Origin of the sequence: Pseudomonas sp. Z3-8 (genome assembly GCF_051131975.1) — a bacterium.
Taxonomy (GTDB): Bacteria; Pseudomonadota; Gammaproteobacteria; order Pseudomonadales; family Pseudomonadaceae; genus Aquipseudomonas.
In genome coordinates this window covers 831,591-847,456 of record NZ_CP071643.1, presented here as the reverse complement: position 1 = coordinate 847,456, position 15,866 = coordinate 831,591, and the positions used below count along the sequence as shown (strand labels likewise).

The following is a 15,866-nucleotide window of genomic DNA, read 5'->3' as shown; positions in this document are numbered from 1 at the left end:
TGGGTCAGGATTTGAGGTAGCCGTTGGCGGCCAGAAAGCTTTCAGTGATGTTACCGGCCGCAGGTTCGGCAGCCTTGTCGCCCAGCAGCAGGCGCTCCAGGTAACGGGCCAGCAGGTCGACCTCAAGGTTGACCCGGCGACCAGGCCGGTACGAGGCCATGATGGTTTCGCTCAGCGTGTGCGGGATGATCGTCAGCAGGAATTCGGCACCATCCACCGCGTTGACGGTCAGGCTGGTGCCGTCGACCGTGATCGAGCCCTTGTGGGCGATGTACTTGGCGAGTTCTTTCGGAGCGCGGATACGAAACTCCACGGCCCGGGCGTTATCGCTGCGCGACACCACTTCACCGACGCCATCGACATGACCGCTGACCAGGTGCCCGCCCAGGCGGGTAGTCGGGGTCAGGGCTTTTTCCAGGTTGACCGGGCTACCGCTCTTGAGGTCGTTCATCGCGGTGCAGTCGAGGGTTTCCCGGCTGACGTCCGCCAGGAAACCATTGCCCGGCAGTTCCACGGCGGTCAGGCAGACGCCGTTCACGGCGATGCTGTCGCCCAGCTTGACGTCGCTCAGGTCGAGCTTGCCGGTTTCGACGTGGACCCGTACATCGCCGCCCTTGGGAGTGAGTGCACGGATGCTGCCGATGGATTCGATGATGCCGGTAAACATGGAGTCCTCCTCGAGAACGGACCGTCGCTTGCGCGAAAGCCGGGAATTATACGCTGGCCTGCGGAGCGGGGACGGCGATGACTCGCCAGTCATCGCCCACGGCGCGAATGTCGGTGATTTGAAGCTGCGGCGCGTCTTTCATCTGCGCCAGCGGCCAATCGAGCAATGGCCGCGCCGTGGATCCGAGGAACTTGCCGGCGATGAAAATCTGGAATTCGTCGACCAACCCCTGCCGGGCGAAAGCACCCGCCAGGCGCGGGCCGGCTTCCACCAGCACTTCATTGACGCCACGGGCCGCCAGCTCCAGCAGCAGGCGATGCAGATCGACCTGGCCGTCTTCCCCGGCGACGATCATGCATTCAGGGCCGTTGGCGTACTGTTCCTCAACCGCCATGCAGGTAGCGACAAGCGCCGGGCCGGCCCTGAAGAACGGCGCATCCAGCGGCACCCGCAGACGACCGTCCACCAGCACCCGCAGCGCCGGACGGCTCATGACCAACGCGGTCTGCTCGGCGTCCAGCCCAAGCTCATCGGCACGCACGGTCAGCCGGGCGTTGTCCGCCAGCACCGTATCGGCGCCGGTCAGCACCACGCTGGCCTGGGCGCGCAGGCGTTGCACCGCCGAGCGAGCGGCCGGGCCGGTGATCCATTGGCTCTCGCCGCTTTCCATGGCGGTGCGGCCATCCAGGCTCATGGCAAGCTTGACCCGCACGAACGGCAGGCCGTGCTCCATGCGCTTGAGAAAACCTTCGTTGAGCTTGCGCGCTTCGCCTTCGAGCACGCCGCTTTGTGTGGCGATGCCGGCCTGGGCGAGACGTTGGAGGCCGCGCCCGGCGACTTCCGGATTGGGGTCTTGCATTGCCGCGACCACCCGCGCCACGCCGGCATTGACCAGCGCATCGGCGCAGGGCGGCGTGCGCCCATGGTGGCTGCAAGGTTCGAGGGTCACGTAGGCCGTCGCGCCCCGGGCTTTGTCAGCGGCGGCGCGCAGGGCATGGACTTCGGCATGGGGTTCGCCCGCGCGGATGTGCCAGCCTTCGCCGACCACCAGCCCGTCGCGCACGATCACGCAACCGACCCGGGGGTTGGGGTGGGTGCTGTAGTGACCGCGCCGCGCCAGTTCCAGGGCGCGGGCCATGTACTGGGCGTCGAGGACGGCCTGCTGCGCCGCGCCGGTCATTCTTTCACCGGTTCGCGGGCCAGGCGGTCGATTTCCTCGCGGAACTCGTTGAGGTCCTGGAAACGCCGGTACACCGAGGCGAAGCGGATATAGGCCACTTCATCGAGCTTTTGCAGTTCGGCCATGACCAACTCGCCGACGACGAGGGACTTGACCTCACGCTCGCCGGTCGCGCGCAGCTTGTGCTTGATGTGCACCAGCGCCGCTTCCAGGCGCTCGACGCTCACCGGGCGTTTTTCCAGGGCGCGCTGCATGCCGGCGCGCAGTTTTTCTTCATCGAACGGCTGGCGGCTGCCGTCGGTCTTGATCAGGCGCGGCAACACCAGTTCAGCGGTCTCGAACGTCGTGAAACGCTCGCCGCAGGCCAGGCATTCGCGGCGGCGGCGGACCTGTTCGCCCTCGGCGACCAGTCGCGAGTCGATGACTTTGGTGTCGTTGGCACCGCAGAAGGGACAGTGCATGGTGGCAGGCAACAAAAAAAGGGAGGGCCATGGTAGCGCATCCCACTGGCAAGACAAGCCATAGGGTTTACGGTATACAGACGGGCCTATTGTAAGACCCACGGAATTCACCTTGCTGGAGCCACCCATGCCGCTACGATCGCTCGTTTTGCTCAGTCTCTTCAGCCTGCTGATGGCGTGCAGCAGCGACGCCCCCAAGCCCGCTGCCCCCGCCCCGGCCCCAGCGCCGAAACAGGCCCAGGAAAAGGCCCGGCAGGCCACCGAGCTTGGCCCGCTGCCGGCTCATCAGCGCGAATTGAGCGGCACCCTGCAAGGCGTGCCGGCCGGCGCCGAGGTCGAACTGGCGCTACTGGTGATCGATGACAAGGACCGCCCGCAACAACTGCTCGCCAGCTCCAGCCTGATCGGCACCAACCAGGCGCTGCCGTTCCGCCTGCGCTTCAATCCGGAAGCATTCCCGGTCGGCGCCCGTGTTGAGTTGCGCGGCCGCGCCAGCCAGTCCGGCCAACTGATCCTGCATCTGCCGGAACAACGCATCACGCAACCGACCACCCAGGCGCTGGGCGTCCTGCAATTCGTCAAAGCTCCATGAAGGCACCGCAACAGCTGCAAGATGCCTTGGTCGAGCTGCTGGGCGATGCGCGCCTGGCGTCCTGTGCGCTACCCGGCACCGACCTGGCGTTGTGGCTGATCGACGGCGAGAACATGGACCGCGCCTTCAGCCCGGAGGAAACCCGCCGCATCCTCCACGAACCGCCTTACTGGAGTTTCTGCTGGGCCAGCGGCCTGGCGCTGGCCCGCTACCTGGCCGAACACCCGCAGTGGGTCGAGGGCAAGCGGGTACTGGATTTTGGCGCCGGCTCCGGCGTGGCGGGTATCGCGGCGATCAAGGCCGGGGCGCGCGAAGTGGTGGCCTGCGACCTGGATCCGTTGGCGCTTGCCGCGTCACGGGCCAACGCCTTGCTCAACGGCGTAGAGCTGAAGTATTCAGCGGACTTTTTCGCCGAAGCCGATCGCTTCGACCTGATCCTGGTCGCCGATGTGCTTTATGACCGGGCCAACCTGCCGTTGCTCGACCAGTTCCTCAGCCGTGGCCGCGAGGCGCTGGTGGCGGACTCCCGGGTGCGCGATTTCCAGCATCCGCTGTATCGCCGTATTGAGATGCTCGAAGCCATGACCTTGCCGGACCTGGCCGAGCCGGAGGAGTTTCGGCATGTGAGCCTGTACCACGCGCGGCGCCGGCCCTAAAAGCATCGCGAGCAAGCTCGCTCCCACAGAGGTCGCATGATCGCTTGAGATCCCTTGTGGGAGCGAGCTTGCTCGCGATGGGGCCCGGCCAATCAATACACCTCTCAAAGCCACCCCGCTTTCAGCCATCCCCCACCAAGCCGTATAGTTGCCCCATTCAAGCGTTCTACGAGACTTCCCATGACCCAGGACACGCCCTACATCTTCGACGCCACCACTGCCGATTTCGACCAGTCGGTAATCGCCAACTCCTTCCACAAACCGGTGCTGGTGGATTTCTGGGCCGAGTGGTGTGCGCCGTGCAAGGCGCTGATGCCGATGCTGCAAGACATCGCCGAGAGCTACCAGGGTGAACTGCTGCTGGCCAAGGTCAACTGCGACATCGAGCAGGACATCGTCGCCCGCTTCGGCATTCGCAGCCTGCCCACCGTTGTGCTGTTCAAGGACGGCCAGCCGGTCGACGGCTTTGCCGGTGCCCAGCCGGAATCGGCGGTGCGGGCGATGCTCGAACCCCATGTGCAGATGCCGCCGCCAGCCGCCGCCGATCCGCTGGAACAAGCCCAGGCGCTGTTCGACGACGGTCGTTTCGCCGACGCCGAAGCCCTGCTCAAGGCACTGCTGGTGGAAGACAACAACAACGCCAAGGCGCTGATCCTCTATGCCCGCTGCCTGACCGAGCGCGGCGAGCTGGACGAAGCGCAGACAGTTCTGGATGCCGTGAAAAGTGACGAACACAAGGCCGCCCTGGCCGGTGCCAAGGCGCAGATCCAGTTCCTCGGCCTGGCCAAGGACCTGCCGGACGCCGCCGACCTGAAGGCGCGCCTGGCGAAAGACCCACAAGATGATGAAGCGGTGTATCAACTGGCGATCCAGCAACTGGCGCGCCAGCAGTACGAACCCGCCCTCGATGCGCTGCTCAAGCTGTTCATCCGCAATCGCAGCTACAGCGAAGGCCTGCCACACAAGACCTTGCTCCAAGTGTTCGAGCTGCTGGGCAATGATCACCCGCTGGTGACGACCTATCGCCGCAAGCTGTTCGCCGCGCTTTACTGACCGACCCAGCTGTAGAGCGGCGTATCCCCGCCGCTCAGGACCTTGACCTCGGCGCTGTGGCGCAGACGCACCAACAGCCGCTTGCCGGACGAAGCGCTGCCGGTCAGGCCTTCCAACTGCTCCAGCAAGTCCGGGCCGGTCAATTGCCCGGCCTTGCGCAGCAACTCCTTGGCGATCTGCCATTGGGCATCGTCCTGACTCGCCGGCCTGGCCGGCGGTGTCGTCGCAACCTCGGACTTGGCCACCTGCAACTGCGCGCCGAGCTGCGCCCAGTCGCCTTCATCCATCTCGATCGTCAAGTCCACCGGCCACTCGCCGACGGTTCCGCGTATCCGCAACATCACCGTGCTCCTGAAGATTTCATCTACGCATGCTCCCATGGGCCTTGCGCGACGCCAAGCAGACGGTCAAACTCTGCGCACTTTCGTTATAAGATTACATAACCTTTTCGGAGACTCGTCATGCGTCGTCTGCTTCTCGCTTTGCCGTTCGCCCTGCTGCCGTTGGCTGTCGCTCACGCGGCCGTCGAGCATGATCACGACCATGAGCACGGTAGCCTCGGCGCCCATGAACACGGCGTCGCTCGGCTGAACGCCGCGCTGGACGGCCAGACCCTGGAACTGGAGCTGGAGAGCCCGGCGATGAACCTGGTCGGCTTCGAACACGCCGCCACCAGCGATGCCGACAAGGCCAAGGTCGCCGCCGTGCGGGCGCAGCTGGAAAAACCCCTGGCGCTGTTCAACCTGCCGGCCGCGGCCAAGTGCACCGTGGCCCAGCAGGAGCTGGAGAGCCCGCTTTTCGGCGATGAGCCGGACCATGAAGACCACGATGAAGACGGCGACGAGCATCACGACGAGCACAGCGAGATCCATGCCCACTACCAGTTCACCTGCGCGGTTCCGGGCAACTTGAAGAACCTGGACCTGGCGACCCTGTTCAAAACCTTCCCGGCCACCCAGAAAATTCAGGTACAACTGATCAGCCCGAGCGGTCAGCAAGGTGTTGAAGTGACGGCAAAGGCGCCGGCACTGAAATTCTAAGCACACCGAAAACCTACTGTGGGAGCGAGCTTGCTCGCGATGAGGCCAGCACATCCAACAAAGATGTTGCCTGACATATCGCTATCGCGAGCAAGCTCGCTCCCACAGGTGCCTCCATAACCCTTGAAATCGGCAACATGACCCAAGCACTCATCGAACTGTCCGACCTGGGCTTCAGCTGGCCCGGGCATCCGCTCTTGCTGGATATCCCGGCGTTTCGCCTGGAGGCCGGTGAAACCCTGTTCCTCAAGGGCCCCAGCGGCAGCGGCAAGACCACCTTGCTGGGGCTGCTGGGCGGTGTGCAGACACCGGATCGCGGCAGCATCCGCCTGCTCGGCCAGGAGCTCAGCGAACTGGGCGCCGGCCGCCGCGACCGCTTTCGCGTGGACCATACCGGCTACATTTTCCAGCAGTTCAACCTGCTGCCATTTCTCTCGGTGCGCGAAAACGTCGAGCTGCCCTGCCATTTCTCGACATTGCGCGCGCAACGGGCGAAGCAACGCCATGGCAGCGTCGATCAAGCCGCCGCCACGCTGCTGGCTCACCTCGGGCTGAGCGATTCGAGCCTGCTGGATCGCCGCGCCGACTCATTGTCCATCGGCCAGCAACAACGGGTCGCCGCCGCCCGCGCGCTGATCGGCCAACCGGAACTGGTGATTGCCGACGAGCCGACCTCGGCGCTGGATTACGACGCCCGGGAAAACTTCCTGCGGCTGCTTTTCGCCGAATGCCGCGAAGCCGGTTCGAGCCTGCTGTTTGTCAGTCACGACCAGAGCCTGGCGCCGCTGTTCGATCGCCACCTCTCGCTGGCCGATCTCAATCGCGCCGCCACGCCACTCGAGGTCTGAGATGTATTTGTTCCGTCTAGCCATGGCCAGCCTGGCGAACCGCCGCTTCACGGCGATCCTCACCGCTTTTGCCATTGCCCTCTCCGTCTGCCTGCTGCTGGCCGTGGAGCGCGTGCGTACCGAGGCGCGGGCCAGTTTCGCCAGCACCATCAGCGGCACCGACCTGATTGTCGGCGCTCGCTCCGGTTCGGTGAACCTGCTGTTGTACTCGGTGTTTCGCATCGGCAACGCCACCAATAACATTCGCTGGGACAGCTTCGAGCAGTTCGCCAGCAATCCGAAAGTGAAATGGGCGATCCCCATGTCCCTTGGCGATTCCCATCGCGGTTATCGAGTGATGGGCACCACCGAGGCCTACTTCGAGCATTACCAGTACGGTCGCCGGCAGCATCTGGAATTGGCGGACGGCCGGGCATTCGCCAGCGATCCGTTCGAAGTGGTGCTCGGCGCGGAAGTGGCCGAGGCGCTGCATTACAAACTCGGGGAAAAGCTGGTGTTGGCCCACGGCGTGGCGGCCATCAGCCTGGTCAAGCACGACGATAAACCGTTCACCGTGGTCGGGATTCTCAAGCGCACCGGCACGCCGGTAGACCGTACGCTGCACATCAGCCTGGGCGGCATGGAGGCGATCCATGTCGATTGGAAAAATGGCGTACCGGCCCAGGGCAACGGCCGCATCAGCGCTGACCAGGCCCGCAACATGGACCTTACGCCCAAGGCGATCACCGCGTTCATGCTTGGCCTCAACAGCAAGATTTCCACCTTTGCGTTGCAACGGGAAATCAACGAATTCCGTGGCGAGCCGCTGCTGGCGATCCTGCCCGGTGTGGCGCTGCAAGAGTTGTGGAGCCTGATGGGCACGGCGGAAAAGGCCTTGTTCGTGATTTCACTGTTTGTGGTGCTGACCGGCTTGATCGGCATGCTCACGGCGATCCTCACCAGCCTCAACGAGCGCCGCCGGGAAATGGCAATCCTGCGCTCGGTGGGCGCGCGGCCGTGGCACATCGCGACGCTGCTGGTGCTCGAAGCCTTTGCGCTGGCCTTGGCCGGAGTCACCTCCGGGCTGGCCTTGCTGTACATCGGCATCGCCGTCGCCCAGGGTTACGTGCAGTCGGCCTACGGCCTGTATCTGCCCCTGGGCTGGCCGAGCGAGTATGAATGGACGCTGCTGGCTGGCATTCTGGTCGCCGCCCTGCTGATGGGCAGCGTGCCGGCCTGGCGCGCCTATCGCCAGTCGCTGGCCGATGGCCTGTCGATCCGTTTATGAGGACGTTGAAAATGCCCCGCGCCCTGCTTGCGCTGTTGATGCTGGTCAGCCTGCCATTGTGGGCGGCCGAGCCGAGAGACCTGGCCTGGTCGGAAATGATCCCGCCGGACGCGCCGCCGGAAGTGCCGAACATGACGCCCTTGCATGACCTGTCGAAAATGAGCGACGCCCTGGCCGCCGAGTCCGCTCCGGCGGCCCGGCAGGACATGCCCAACGCCCCGGTGGTCAAGGCTCTGGACGGCCAGCAGATTCGCTTGCCGGGTTATATCGTGCCGCTGGAAGTCAGCGAGGAGGGCCGCACGACCGACTTCCTGCTGGTGCCGTACTTCGGCGCCTGCATCCACGTGCCGCCTCCGCCGTCGAACCAGATCGTGCACGTGAAAAGCGAAGTCGGGGTCAAGCTCGACGAGCTTTATCAACCGTACTGGGTGGAAGGGCCGATGCAGGTCAAGCCATCCACCAGTGAACTGGCCGATGCCGGGTATCAGATGGAGGCGCAGAAGATTTATGTGTATGAGCTGCCGGAGTGAGTCTGGTAGCCGATGGTTGCCAGTGAAATAGCATTCGCGAGCAGGCTCGCTCCCACAGGGTTCAGCGTCGGCCACAAGATTCGTGTTCACAGCCGATCCACTGTGGGAGCGAGCCTGCTCGCGAAGCCTCAAGACCCACTCATCACACTTTCATTGAGCTGAGTCAAAAGACCGCTCCAGACGGCTTCGTAACATGGGACATCCTTTTTGAATGTTCTCCGGAGCCCCCATGCAAAAGTCTCTGCTCAGCGCTTCCCTCGTCGCCCTCGCGCTCGCGGCACCACTCGCCCAGGCCCATACCGCCGGCGATATCATCGTTCGCGCCGGCGCCATCACCGTCAATCCGGATGCCGACAGTTCCAGCGTCAAGGTCGACCGTGGCCCGCTGGCCGGTGCCGACCTGGGCGGCAAGGCGACCATGAGCAGCGACACTCAGTTGGGCCTGAACTTCGCCTACATGCTCACCGACAATTGGGGGATCGAGCTGTTGGCGGCCTCGCCATTCGAGCACGACGTGAAAATCAAAGGCACCGCCCTGGGCGCGGCCAATGGCAAGCTCGGCACACTCAAGCACTTGCCGCCGACCCTGAGCCTGGTCTACTACCCGCTCGACGCCAAGTCGGCCTTCCAGCCTTACGTCGGCGCCGGCATCAACTACACCTGGATCTATGACGAACACGTCGGCAGCGACGCCAGCGCCAACGGTTTCAGCAACTTCCGGGCGAGCAACAGCTGGGGCATGGCGTGGCAAGTCGGCGCCGACTACATGCTGACGGACAACATCATGATCAACGGCCAGGTCCGCTACATCGACATCGACACCACCGCCTATGTCGACAACAACGCGGTGGCCGGCGGAACGCGGGCCAAGGTTGACGTGGACGTGGATCCATTCGTCTACATGGTGGGGTTGGGTTACAAGTTCTGAGCCGAACCTGAAGGTATGAAAGCCCCTGTGGGAGCGAGCTTGCTCGCGATGACGGTGGATCAGTCGGTGATGGATGTTGACTGAACCGCCGCTTTCGCGAGCAGGCTCGCTCCCACAGTGTTTGGGCTGGTGAAAACTCAGCGCCCGAGCAGCCGCGCCAGACCCACGCTCATCGGCGTTTGCACCGGCAAGTCGAAACGCTCCAGCAACCGCCGGTTATCAGCCCGCGAATGGCGAATGTCGCCGGAGCGCGCCGGGCCGTAGCTGATCGCGGGCAAATCCCCGACCACGTCGGCCAAGGCCTGGAGCATCTGCTTGAGCGTGGTGGCCTGGTTCCAGCCGACATTCACCGCGCCCGCTTGCACTTCAGGTTTCTCGATGGCCTGCACCAGCACCTGTACCAGGTCTTCCACGTAGACGAAATCCCGGGTCTGCTCGCCGTCGCCGAACACGCTGATCGGCAAGCCTTTCTGGGCCCGCTCGCTGAAAATGCTGATGACCCCCGAGTACGGCGAGGACGGATCCTGGCGTGGACCGTAGATGTTGAAGAAGCGGAACACCACCGGCTCGAGATCGTGCTGGCGCCGGTAGAAGTCGAGGTAGAACTCGCTCGCCAGCTTGTCCGAAGCGTAGGGCGTAAGCGGAGCCTTGGAGGTGTCTTCGTCGATGGACTGGCCTTCGCCATTGTTGCCATAGACTGCGGCGCTGGAGGCGAACAGCACCCGTTTCACGCCCGCCTGGCGCATGGCCTCGCAGACATTCAGGGTGCCGATGAAATTGCTCTGGTGGGTGCGTACCGGGTCGTCCACCGAGGCTTGCACCGAGGCCACCGCCGCCAGGTGCGCCACCGCGCTGCACCCGGCCATGGCCCGGGCGACCAGCGCCGCATCGGCGACGTCGCCTTCGATCAGTTCGACTGCCGGGTTGTCCAGCGGCAGGTTGCTGCGCTTGCCGGTGGACAAGTCATCGAGAATGCGGACCGAATGGCCGTTGGCGAGCAACGCGTCGGTCAAGTGCGAACCGATGAAACCGGCGCCGCCGGTGATTAAAACAGGGCCTTTAGCCATGGCGATAAAACCTATCCAGTAAGCCCGGGAGTGCGGCGCGCCAGGCGCGTGGCTTGATCCCGAAAGTGTGCAGAATTTTCTTGCAGGCCAGCACCGCGTGCTGCGGTTCTTCGGCGGCGTCCGGCCGCGCGGCATGGGCCTGCGGCGTGGGCGACTCGATGGCCAGCGGGTGCAGGGCGCGGGCTTCGGTAAGAATTGCCTGGCCCAGCGCCAGCGGCGTAGTCGCCTCGTGTCCGGCGTAATGGTACGTGCCCCACAGCGGCGCCGCGCAATCGAGTTGCTTGAGCACCGAAATGATCACCCGCGCCGCATCGTCAACCGGTGTCGGATTACCCCGGCGGTCGTCGGCCAGCAGCAGCTCTTCGGGCTGCTCGGCCCGGGCCAGGAAGCGTCCGAGGATGCCATCGGCGCTGTCGTCCAGCAGCCAGCCAAACCGCAGCAGCACATGCTGCGGACAGGTGGCGCGCACGCTTTGCTCGATGCGCCACAGTGCCTGGCCACGCAAGCCCAGGGGCACCGGCTCGTCTTTTTCGCTGTAGGCGGTGGCGCGCGAGCCGTCGAATACACGGTAACTCGACGGTTGCACCAGGACGATGTTGTGATGCTGGCACAACTCGGCCAGGCGCTCGACCGCCCGCTCCTGGCTCGCCAGGCGCTGCTCGCTGACGGTCTCGGCCTGGAACCAGTCGAAGTAGTACGCCAGGTTGATCAAGGCGTCCGGCCGGGTGTCGTCGAGCAACTGCGTCAGGCTCGCGGCATCCCAGCCATCTTCGGGTGGGCGGGGGGCAAGAAAACCGATGTCTTCTTCTGCACCGAGGCGAATCAGCGCCTGCCCAAGGGCATTTCCGCCGCCCAGTAACATAAGGCGCATTCGCATAAAGTCAGCAGGCCCAGTCTGTTGGCACAAGAATTTTGGTCGACAACGCCCGTGGGCGTGGTCGGAATCGTTGCATTTTGCGGGTTTAGTGCGCAACCGTCATCCGTAATGTGCAGATCGTGGGTCTGGTGGACTTCAAGGACCCCTTCGCGAGCAGGCTCGCTCCCACAGGGGATCTCAAGTGCGCATGCAATCCTTGTGGGAGCGAGCCTGCTCGCGAAGGGGCCCTGGCAGGCAATAGAGATCCCGGACGGTACTTGCATCCTACCCACCCCACCCGCCTAAACTGCCCCTCATGAATCTGCCCCTTGCAGCCGACCACGCCATGGCAGGCTTTCACCCCGCCGTTCGCGCCTGGTTCAGCCAGACATTCCCGGCGGTCACCGCCGCCCAGGCCCGGGCGTGGCCGTTGATCAGCCAACGGCGTTCGGTGCTGGTCGCGGCGCCCACCGGCTCGGGCAAGACCTTGACGGCGTTTCTCGCGGTGCTCGATGACCTGGTGCATCGCGGCCTGGAGCAAGGCGGTCTGCCGGACCAGACCCTGGTGGTCTACGTCTCGCCGCTCAAGGCGTTGAGCAACGATATCCGCATCAATCTGCAAAATCCCCTGGCCGGCATCACCGAGCAGTTGCAACGAATGGGCTTGCCGCCGTTGCCCATCACCACGGCGGTGCGCACCGGCGACACACCGCAAAAAGATCGCACGGCGATGCGCAAGACCGCGCCGCACATTCTGGTGACCACGCCCGAATCGCTCTACGTGCTGCTCGGTTCCGATTCCGGCCGGCAGATGCTCGCCAGCACGCGCACGGTAATCATTGATGAAATCCACGCCATCGCCGCGAGCAAACGCGGCAGCCACCTGGCCTTGAGCCTGGAGCGACTGCAAGCGCTGTGCGCCGAACCGCTGGCGCGCATCGGACTGTCCGCCACGCAAAAACCCATCGAAGCGGTGTCGCGCTTTCTAGTCGGCCAGGGACGCACCTGTGAAATCGTCGACATCGGCCACGCCCGCCCACGGGACCTGGACATCGAAGTGCCGCCCGTGCCGCTTTCGGCGGTGATGGCCAACGATGTCTGGGAATTGGTCTACAACCGGCTCGCCGAACTGGCCCGGCAACATCGGACCACGCTGGTGTTCGTCAATACCCGGCGCCTGGCCGAGCGCCTTAGCCGGCATTTGAGCGAGCGCCTGGGCAAGGAGGCGGTGGCGGCCCATCACGGCAGCCTGGCCAAGGAGTTTCGCCTCGACGCCGAACAACGCCTCAAGCGCGGCGAACTGCAGGTATTGATCGCCACCGCGTCCCTGGAGCTGGGCATCGATATCGGCGATGTCGACCTGGTCTGCCAGATCGCCTCGCCCCGTTCGATCTCGGCGTTCCTGCAAAGGGTCGGACGCTCCGGCCACCAGGTCGGCGGCACGCCAAAGGGGCGTCTGTTTGCCACCACTCGCGATGACCTGATCGAGTGCGTCGCCCTGCTCGACTGCGTGCGCCGTGGCGAGCTGGACATCCTGCACATCCCCGAGGCGCCGCTGGATGTACTGGCGCAGCAGATCGTCGCCGAGGTCAGTTGCCAGGAATGGCACGAACAGGCATTGCTGGAGATGTTCCGCCGTGCCTCGCCCTACGCCGAACTCGACGAAGGCCATTACCAGGCGCTGTTGCAGATGCTCGCCGAGGGCGTCAATGGCCGCCAGGGTGTGCGCAGCGCGTACCTGCATCGCGACGCGGTCAGTCGGACCTTGCGCGGGCGCCGAGGCAGCAAGCTCACCGCCGTGACCAGCGGCGGCACGATTCCGGACAACGCCGACTACAGCGTGCTGCTCGAACCCCAGGGCCTTAACATCGGCAGCGTCAACGAAGACTTCGCGGTCGAGAGCATTGCCGGCGACGTGTTCCAGTTGGGCAATACCTCGTACCGGATCATCCGCGTCGAAAGTGGCCGCGTGCGGGTCGAGGACGCCCAGGGCCAACCGCCGACCATCCCGTTCTGGCTCGGCGAAGCCCCGGGGCGCAGCGCCGAGTTGTCCGAGGCCGTGGCCCGCCTGCAAGCCCGCCTGGATGAATTGCTCGGCGCCACACCGGGCAATCTGCAACCGGCCCTCGACTGGCTGACCGGGACCCTGCAACTGAACCTCGCCAGCGCCGAGCAACTGCTCGATTACCTCGCCCCGGCGCGCCTGGCCTTCGGCGCCCTGCCGTCCCAGGACACGCTGCTGATGGAGCGCTTTTTCGACGAATCCGGCGGTACGCAACTGATCATCCACACGCCGTTCGGCAGCCGCATCAACCGTGCCTGGGGCCTGGCCCTGCGCAAGCGTTTTTGCCGCACGTTCAATTTCGAATTGCAGGCCGCCGCCAGCGAAGACGCCATCGTGCTCTCGTTATCCACCAGCCACAGCTTCGAGCTGGACGAGGTCTGGCGTTACCTCAACAGCCACAGCGCCGAACAGATCCTGATCCAGGCGGTGCTGGATGCGCCGTTGTTCGGGGTGCGCTGGCGCTGGAACGCCGGCGTGGCCCTGGCGTTGCCGCGTTACGCCGGTGGGCGCAAGGTCGCGCCGCAGATCCAGCGCATGAAGAGCGAAGACCTGATCGCCAGCGTTTTTCCCGATCAGATCGCGTGCCTGGAAAATCTGGCCGGCGAGCGAGAGATTCCCGACCACCCGCTGGTGGAACAGACTCTCGACGATTGCCTGCACGAAGCCATGGACAGCGAAGGCTGGCTGGCCCTGTTGCGACGCATGGAAGCGGGCGAGATCCGCCTGGTCAGCCGCGACCTGCCGGCGCCCTCGCCCCTGGCGGCGGAAATTCTCAGTGCCCGGCCCTATACCTTTCTCGACGACGCGCCCCTGGAAGAACGCCGCACCCAAGCGGTTATCAATCGCCGCTGGAGCGATCCGCAATCCACCGATGACCTCGGCGCGCTGGACGCCGATGCTATTCAGGCGGTGCGGGAAGAGGCCTGGCCGACGCCGAGCAATATCGATGAAATCCATGAAGCGCTGATGAGCCTGGCGTGCATCGCCGACAGCGAAGCCGACGCCGAGCCGTCGTGGCTGGAGGGCTTGCGGACCCTGGCCGAGCACGGTCGCGCCAGCCATGTGCGGATCAGCGAGGAACGTGGTTTGTGGGTACCGCTGGAACGGCTGACGTGCCTGCAAGCAATTTATCCACAGGCCCGATGGCAGCCGCCGCTGACGCCACTGCCGGGGTTTGATGAGCAGTGGGACAGCGACGACGCCGTGGTCGAGGTCCTGCGGGCGCGACTCAGCGCCTTCGGCCCGCAGCCGCTGACGGCGATCGCCTATCCGCTGGGGTTGTCACCCGCGCAAGCGACCCAGGCCCTGGCCCAACTGGAGCAACAAGGGTATGTGCTGCGCGGTCGGTTCACGCCGGGCACCGGGCAGGAAGAATGGTGCGAGCGGCACCTGCTGGCACGGATCCACCGCTACACCGTCAAGCGCCTGCGCCGGGAAATCGAGCCGGTGACGCTGCAGGATTTCATGCGGTTTCTCTTCGACTGGCAGCACCTGTCGCCATCCACCCAAGGCCGGGGCAGCGCCGTGCTGCCGTCGATCGTCAGCCAGTTCGAAGGTTATCCGGCGGCCGCCTCGGCCTGGGACAGCGACCTGCTGCCGGCGCGGATCAAGGATTATTCAGCGAGCTGGCTCGACGAACTGTGTCGCAGCGGCAAGTTTGTCTGGACGCGCCTGAGCGCCCGCCAGAAGCTGTCCGCCAGCGCCTTGCGCAGCACGCCGATCGTCTTGCTGCCGCGCCGCCAGGTCGGGCTCTGGAGCAGCCTGGCCGAGCAGACGCCGCTCGACGAGTTGTCGCCGAGGACGCAAAAAGTCCACCAGGCCCTCAGCGAGCACGGCGCATTGTTTTTCGATGAGTTGCTGCACGAAGCCCATCTGCTGCGCAGCGAACTGGAAAGCGCCTTGCAGGAATTGGTGGGCGCCGGGCTGGTGAACGCCGACAGCTTCGCCGGGCTGCGAGCCTTGATCACTCCCGCCAGCAAACGCCAGGCCCGCAGCAGCCGGCGCGGACGTGGAGCATTTGTCGGCGGCATGGACGACGCCGGGCGCTGGGCCTTGTTGCGCCGCAGTTCGCCTGCTGCGCAACCGGGTAAGCGGCCAGCGCCGACTGCGCCCGAGACCTTGGAACACATCGCCATGACCCTGCTGCGCCGTTACGGCGTGGTGTTCTGGCGTCTGCTGGAGCGCGAGGCCGATTGGCTGCCGAGCTGGCGCGAGTTGCTGCGCACCTTCCATCGCCTGGAGGCACGCGGCGAGATTCGCGGCGGGCGGTTTGTCAGCGGGCTGGCCGGCGAGCAATTTGCCTTGCCCGAAGCCATTCCCCTGCTGCGCGAAACGCGGCGCCGTCCCAGCGATGGCAGCCTGATCGCGGTGTGCGGGGTGGATCCGCTGAACCTCGCCGGGACCTTGCTGCCGGGGGCGAAAGTGCCGGCGCTGGCGAGTAATCGACTGGTGTATCGCGATGGGTTGCCGGTGGCGGCGCTGATTGCCGGCAAGCCGCAGTTCTGGGTGGAGCTGGATGCTCAAGGGATGGCTGAGGCCAGGAGCAAGCTCATCCAGAAAAGTTGAGGGTGTCTGGGCGGGCCCCTTCGCGAGCAGGCTCGCTCCCACAGGTTTACCATTCACCGCAAATCCAATGTGGGAGCGAGCCTGCTCGCGA

General features: G+C 64.9%; 15 protein-coding genes. 9 read left to right on the top strand and 6 right to left on the bottom strand.

The genetic code is table 11. The features are described from left to right. Positions 1-4: 4 nt before the first annotated feature. Genes J3P94_RS03970 through nrdR form a run of 3 tightly spaced genes read right to left on the bottom strand, consistent with a single transcriptional unit; the run spans position 5 to position 2,308 of the window. Positions 5-667, bottom strand: coding sequence for a riboflavin synthase (locus J3P94_RS03970; RefSeq protein ID WP_123343996.1), 663 nt, complete (start codon positions 665-667; stop codon positions 5-7). Positions 668-713: 46 nt separating this feature from the next. Further along, positions 714-1,847, bottom strand: coding sequence for a bifunctional diaminohydroxyphosphoribosylaminopyrimidine deaminase/5-amino-6-(5-phosphoribosylamino)uracil reductase RibD (gene ribD, locus J3P94_RS03965; protein WP_434571526.1), 1,134 nt, complete (start codon positions 1,845-1,847; stop codon positions 714-716). Beyond that, a complete protein-coding gene (nrdR, locus tag J3P94_RS03960; RefSeq protein WP_013694316.1) occupies positions 1,844-2,308 on the bottom strand; it encodes a transcriptional regulator NrdR in 465 nt (154 codons plus the stop codon). The genes ribD and nrdR overlap by 4 nt, the downstream gene beginning before the upstream one ends. A gap of 127 nt (positions 2,309-2,435) precedes the next feature. Between nrdR and J3P94_RS03955 the strand changes: the two genes are divergently transcribed. The 3 genes from J3P94_RS03955 to trxA all read left to right on the top strand — a co-directional run bounded on the left by J3P94_RS03955 (position 2,436) and on the right by trxA (position 4,609). Beyond that, positions 2,436-2,900: a YbaY family lipoprotein gene (locus tag J3P94_RS03955; RefSeq protein ID WP_305498477.1), complete on the top strand. Its 465-nt coding sequence runs from the start codon at positions 2,436-2,438 to the stop codon at positions 2,898-2,900. Then, on the top strand, positions 2,897-3,556 hold the full coding sequence (locus J3P94_RS03950) for a class I SAM-dependent methyltransferase (protein ID WP_434571524.1): 660 nt from the start codon (positions 2,897-2,899) through the stop codon (positions 3,554-3,556). Before J3P94_RS03955 ends, J3P94_RS03950 begins: the two co-directional genes overlap by 4 nt. 180 nt (positions 3,557-3,736) lie before the next feature. Further along, the gene (gene trxA / locus J3P94_RS03945) at positions 3,737-4,609 is read left to right on the top strand and encodes a thioredoxin (RefSeq protein ID WP_434571523.1); all 873 of its coding nucleotides are present in this window, start codon (positions 3,737-3,739) and stop codon (positions 4,607-4,609) included. On the opposite strand, the gene J3P94_RS03940 is transcribed toward trxA, so the two are convergent. Further along, a complete protein-coding gene (locus J3P94_RS03940) occupies positions 4,603-4,950 on the bottom strand; it encodes a hypothetical protein (RefSeq protein ID WP_434571522.1) in 348 nt (115 codons plus the stop codon). The two genes, trxA and J3P94_RS03940, sit on opposite strands and share 7 nt — an antisense overlap. Before the next feature lie 120 nt (positions 4,951-5,070). On the opposite strand from J3P94_RS03940, the gene J3P94_RS03935 reads away from it, so the two are divergent. The 5 genes from J3P94_RS03935 to J3P94_RS03915 all read left to right on the top strand — a co-directional run bounded on the left by J3P94_RS03935 (position 5,071) and on the right by J3P94_RS03915 (position 9,222). After that, positions 5,071-5,649 (top strand): DUF2796 domain-containing protein, encoded by a 579-nt coding sequence (locus J3P94_RS03935; RefSeq protein ID WP_434571521.1) that lies wholly within the window; start codon positions 5,071-5,073, stop codon positions 5,647-5,649. A 137-nt stretch (positions 5,650-5,786) separates the two neighbouring features. Beyond that, a complete protein-coding gene (locus J3P94_RS03930; protein WP_434571519.1) occupies positions 5,787-6,497 on the top strand; it encodes an ABC transporter ATP-binding protein in 711 nt (236 codons plus the stop codon). A 1-nt stretch (position 6,498) separates the two neighbouring features. Continuing rightward, on the top strand, positions 6,499-7,764 hold the full coding sequence (locus J3P94_RS03925) for an ABC transporter permease (RefSeq protein ID WP_434571517.1): 1,266 nt from the start codon (positions 6,499-6,501) through the stop codon (positions 7,762-7,764). 11 nt (positions 7,765-7,775) lie between these two features. Continuing rightward, positions 7,776-8,294: a DUF3299 domain-containing protein gene (locus tag J3P94_RS03920; protein ID WP_434571515.1), complete on the top strand. Its 519-nt coding sequence runs from the start codon at positions 7,776-7,778 to the stop codon at positions 8,292-8,294. A gap of 229 nt (positions 8,295-8,523) precedes the next feature. Then, a complete protein-coding gene (locus J3P94_RS03915) occupies positions 8,524-9,222 on the top strand; it encodes an OmpW/AlkL family protein (RefSeq protein WP_434571514.1) in 699 nt (232 codons plus the stop codon). 137 nt (positions 9,223-9,359) lie between these two features. Here J3P94_RS03915 and J3P94_RS03910 read toward each other — a convergent pair whose 3' ends face one another. Continuing rightward, positions 9,360-10,289: an NAD-dependent epimerase/dehydratase family protein gene (locus tag J3P94_RS03910; protein WP_434571512.1), complete on the bottom strand. Its 930-nt coding sequence runs from the start codon at positions 10,287-10,289 to the stop codon at positions 9,360-9,362. Continuing rightward, a complete protein-coding gene (locus tag J3P94_RS03905; RefSeq protein ID WP_434571510.1) occupies positions 10,282-11,166 on the bottom strand; it encodes a sugar nucleotide-binding protein in 885 nt (294 codons plus the stop codon). Before J3P94_RS03905 ends, J3P94_RS03910 begins: the two co-directional genes overlap by 8 nt. A 295-nt stretch (positions 11,167-11,461) precedes the next feature. Here J3P94_RS03905 and J3P94_RS03900 point away from each other — a divergent pair, with 295 nt between their 5' ends. Continuing rightward, positions 11,462-15,775, top strand: a complete 4,314-nt coding sequence (locus J3P94_RS03900; RefSeq protein WP_434571508.1) for a DEAD/DEAH box helicase — start codon at positions 11,462-11,464, stop codon at positions 15,773-15,775. Positions 15,776-15,866 lie beyond the last annotated feature (91 nt).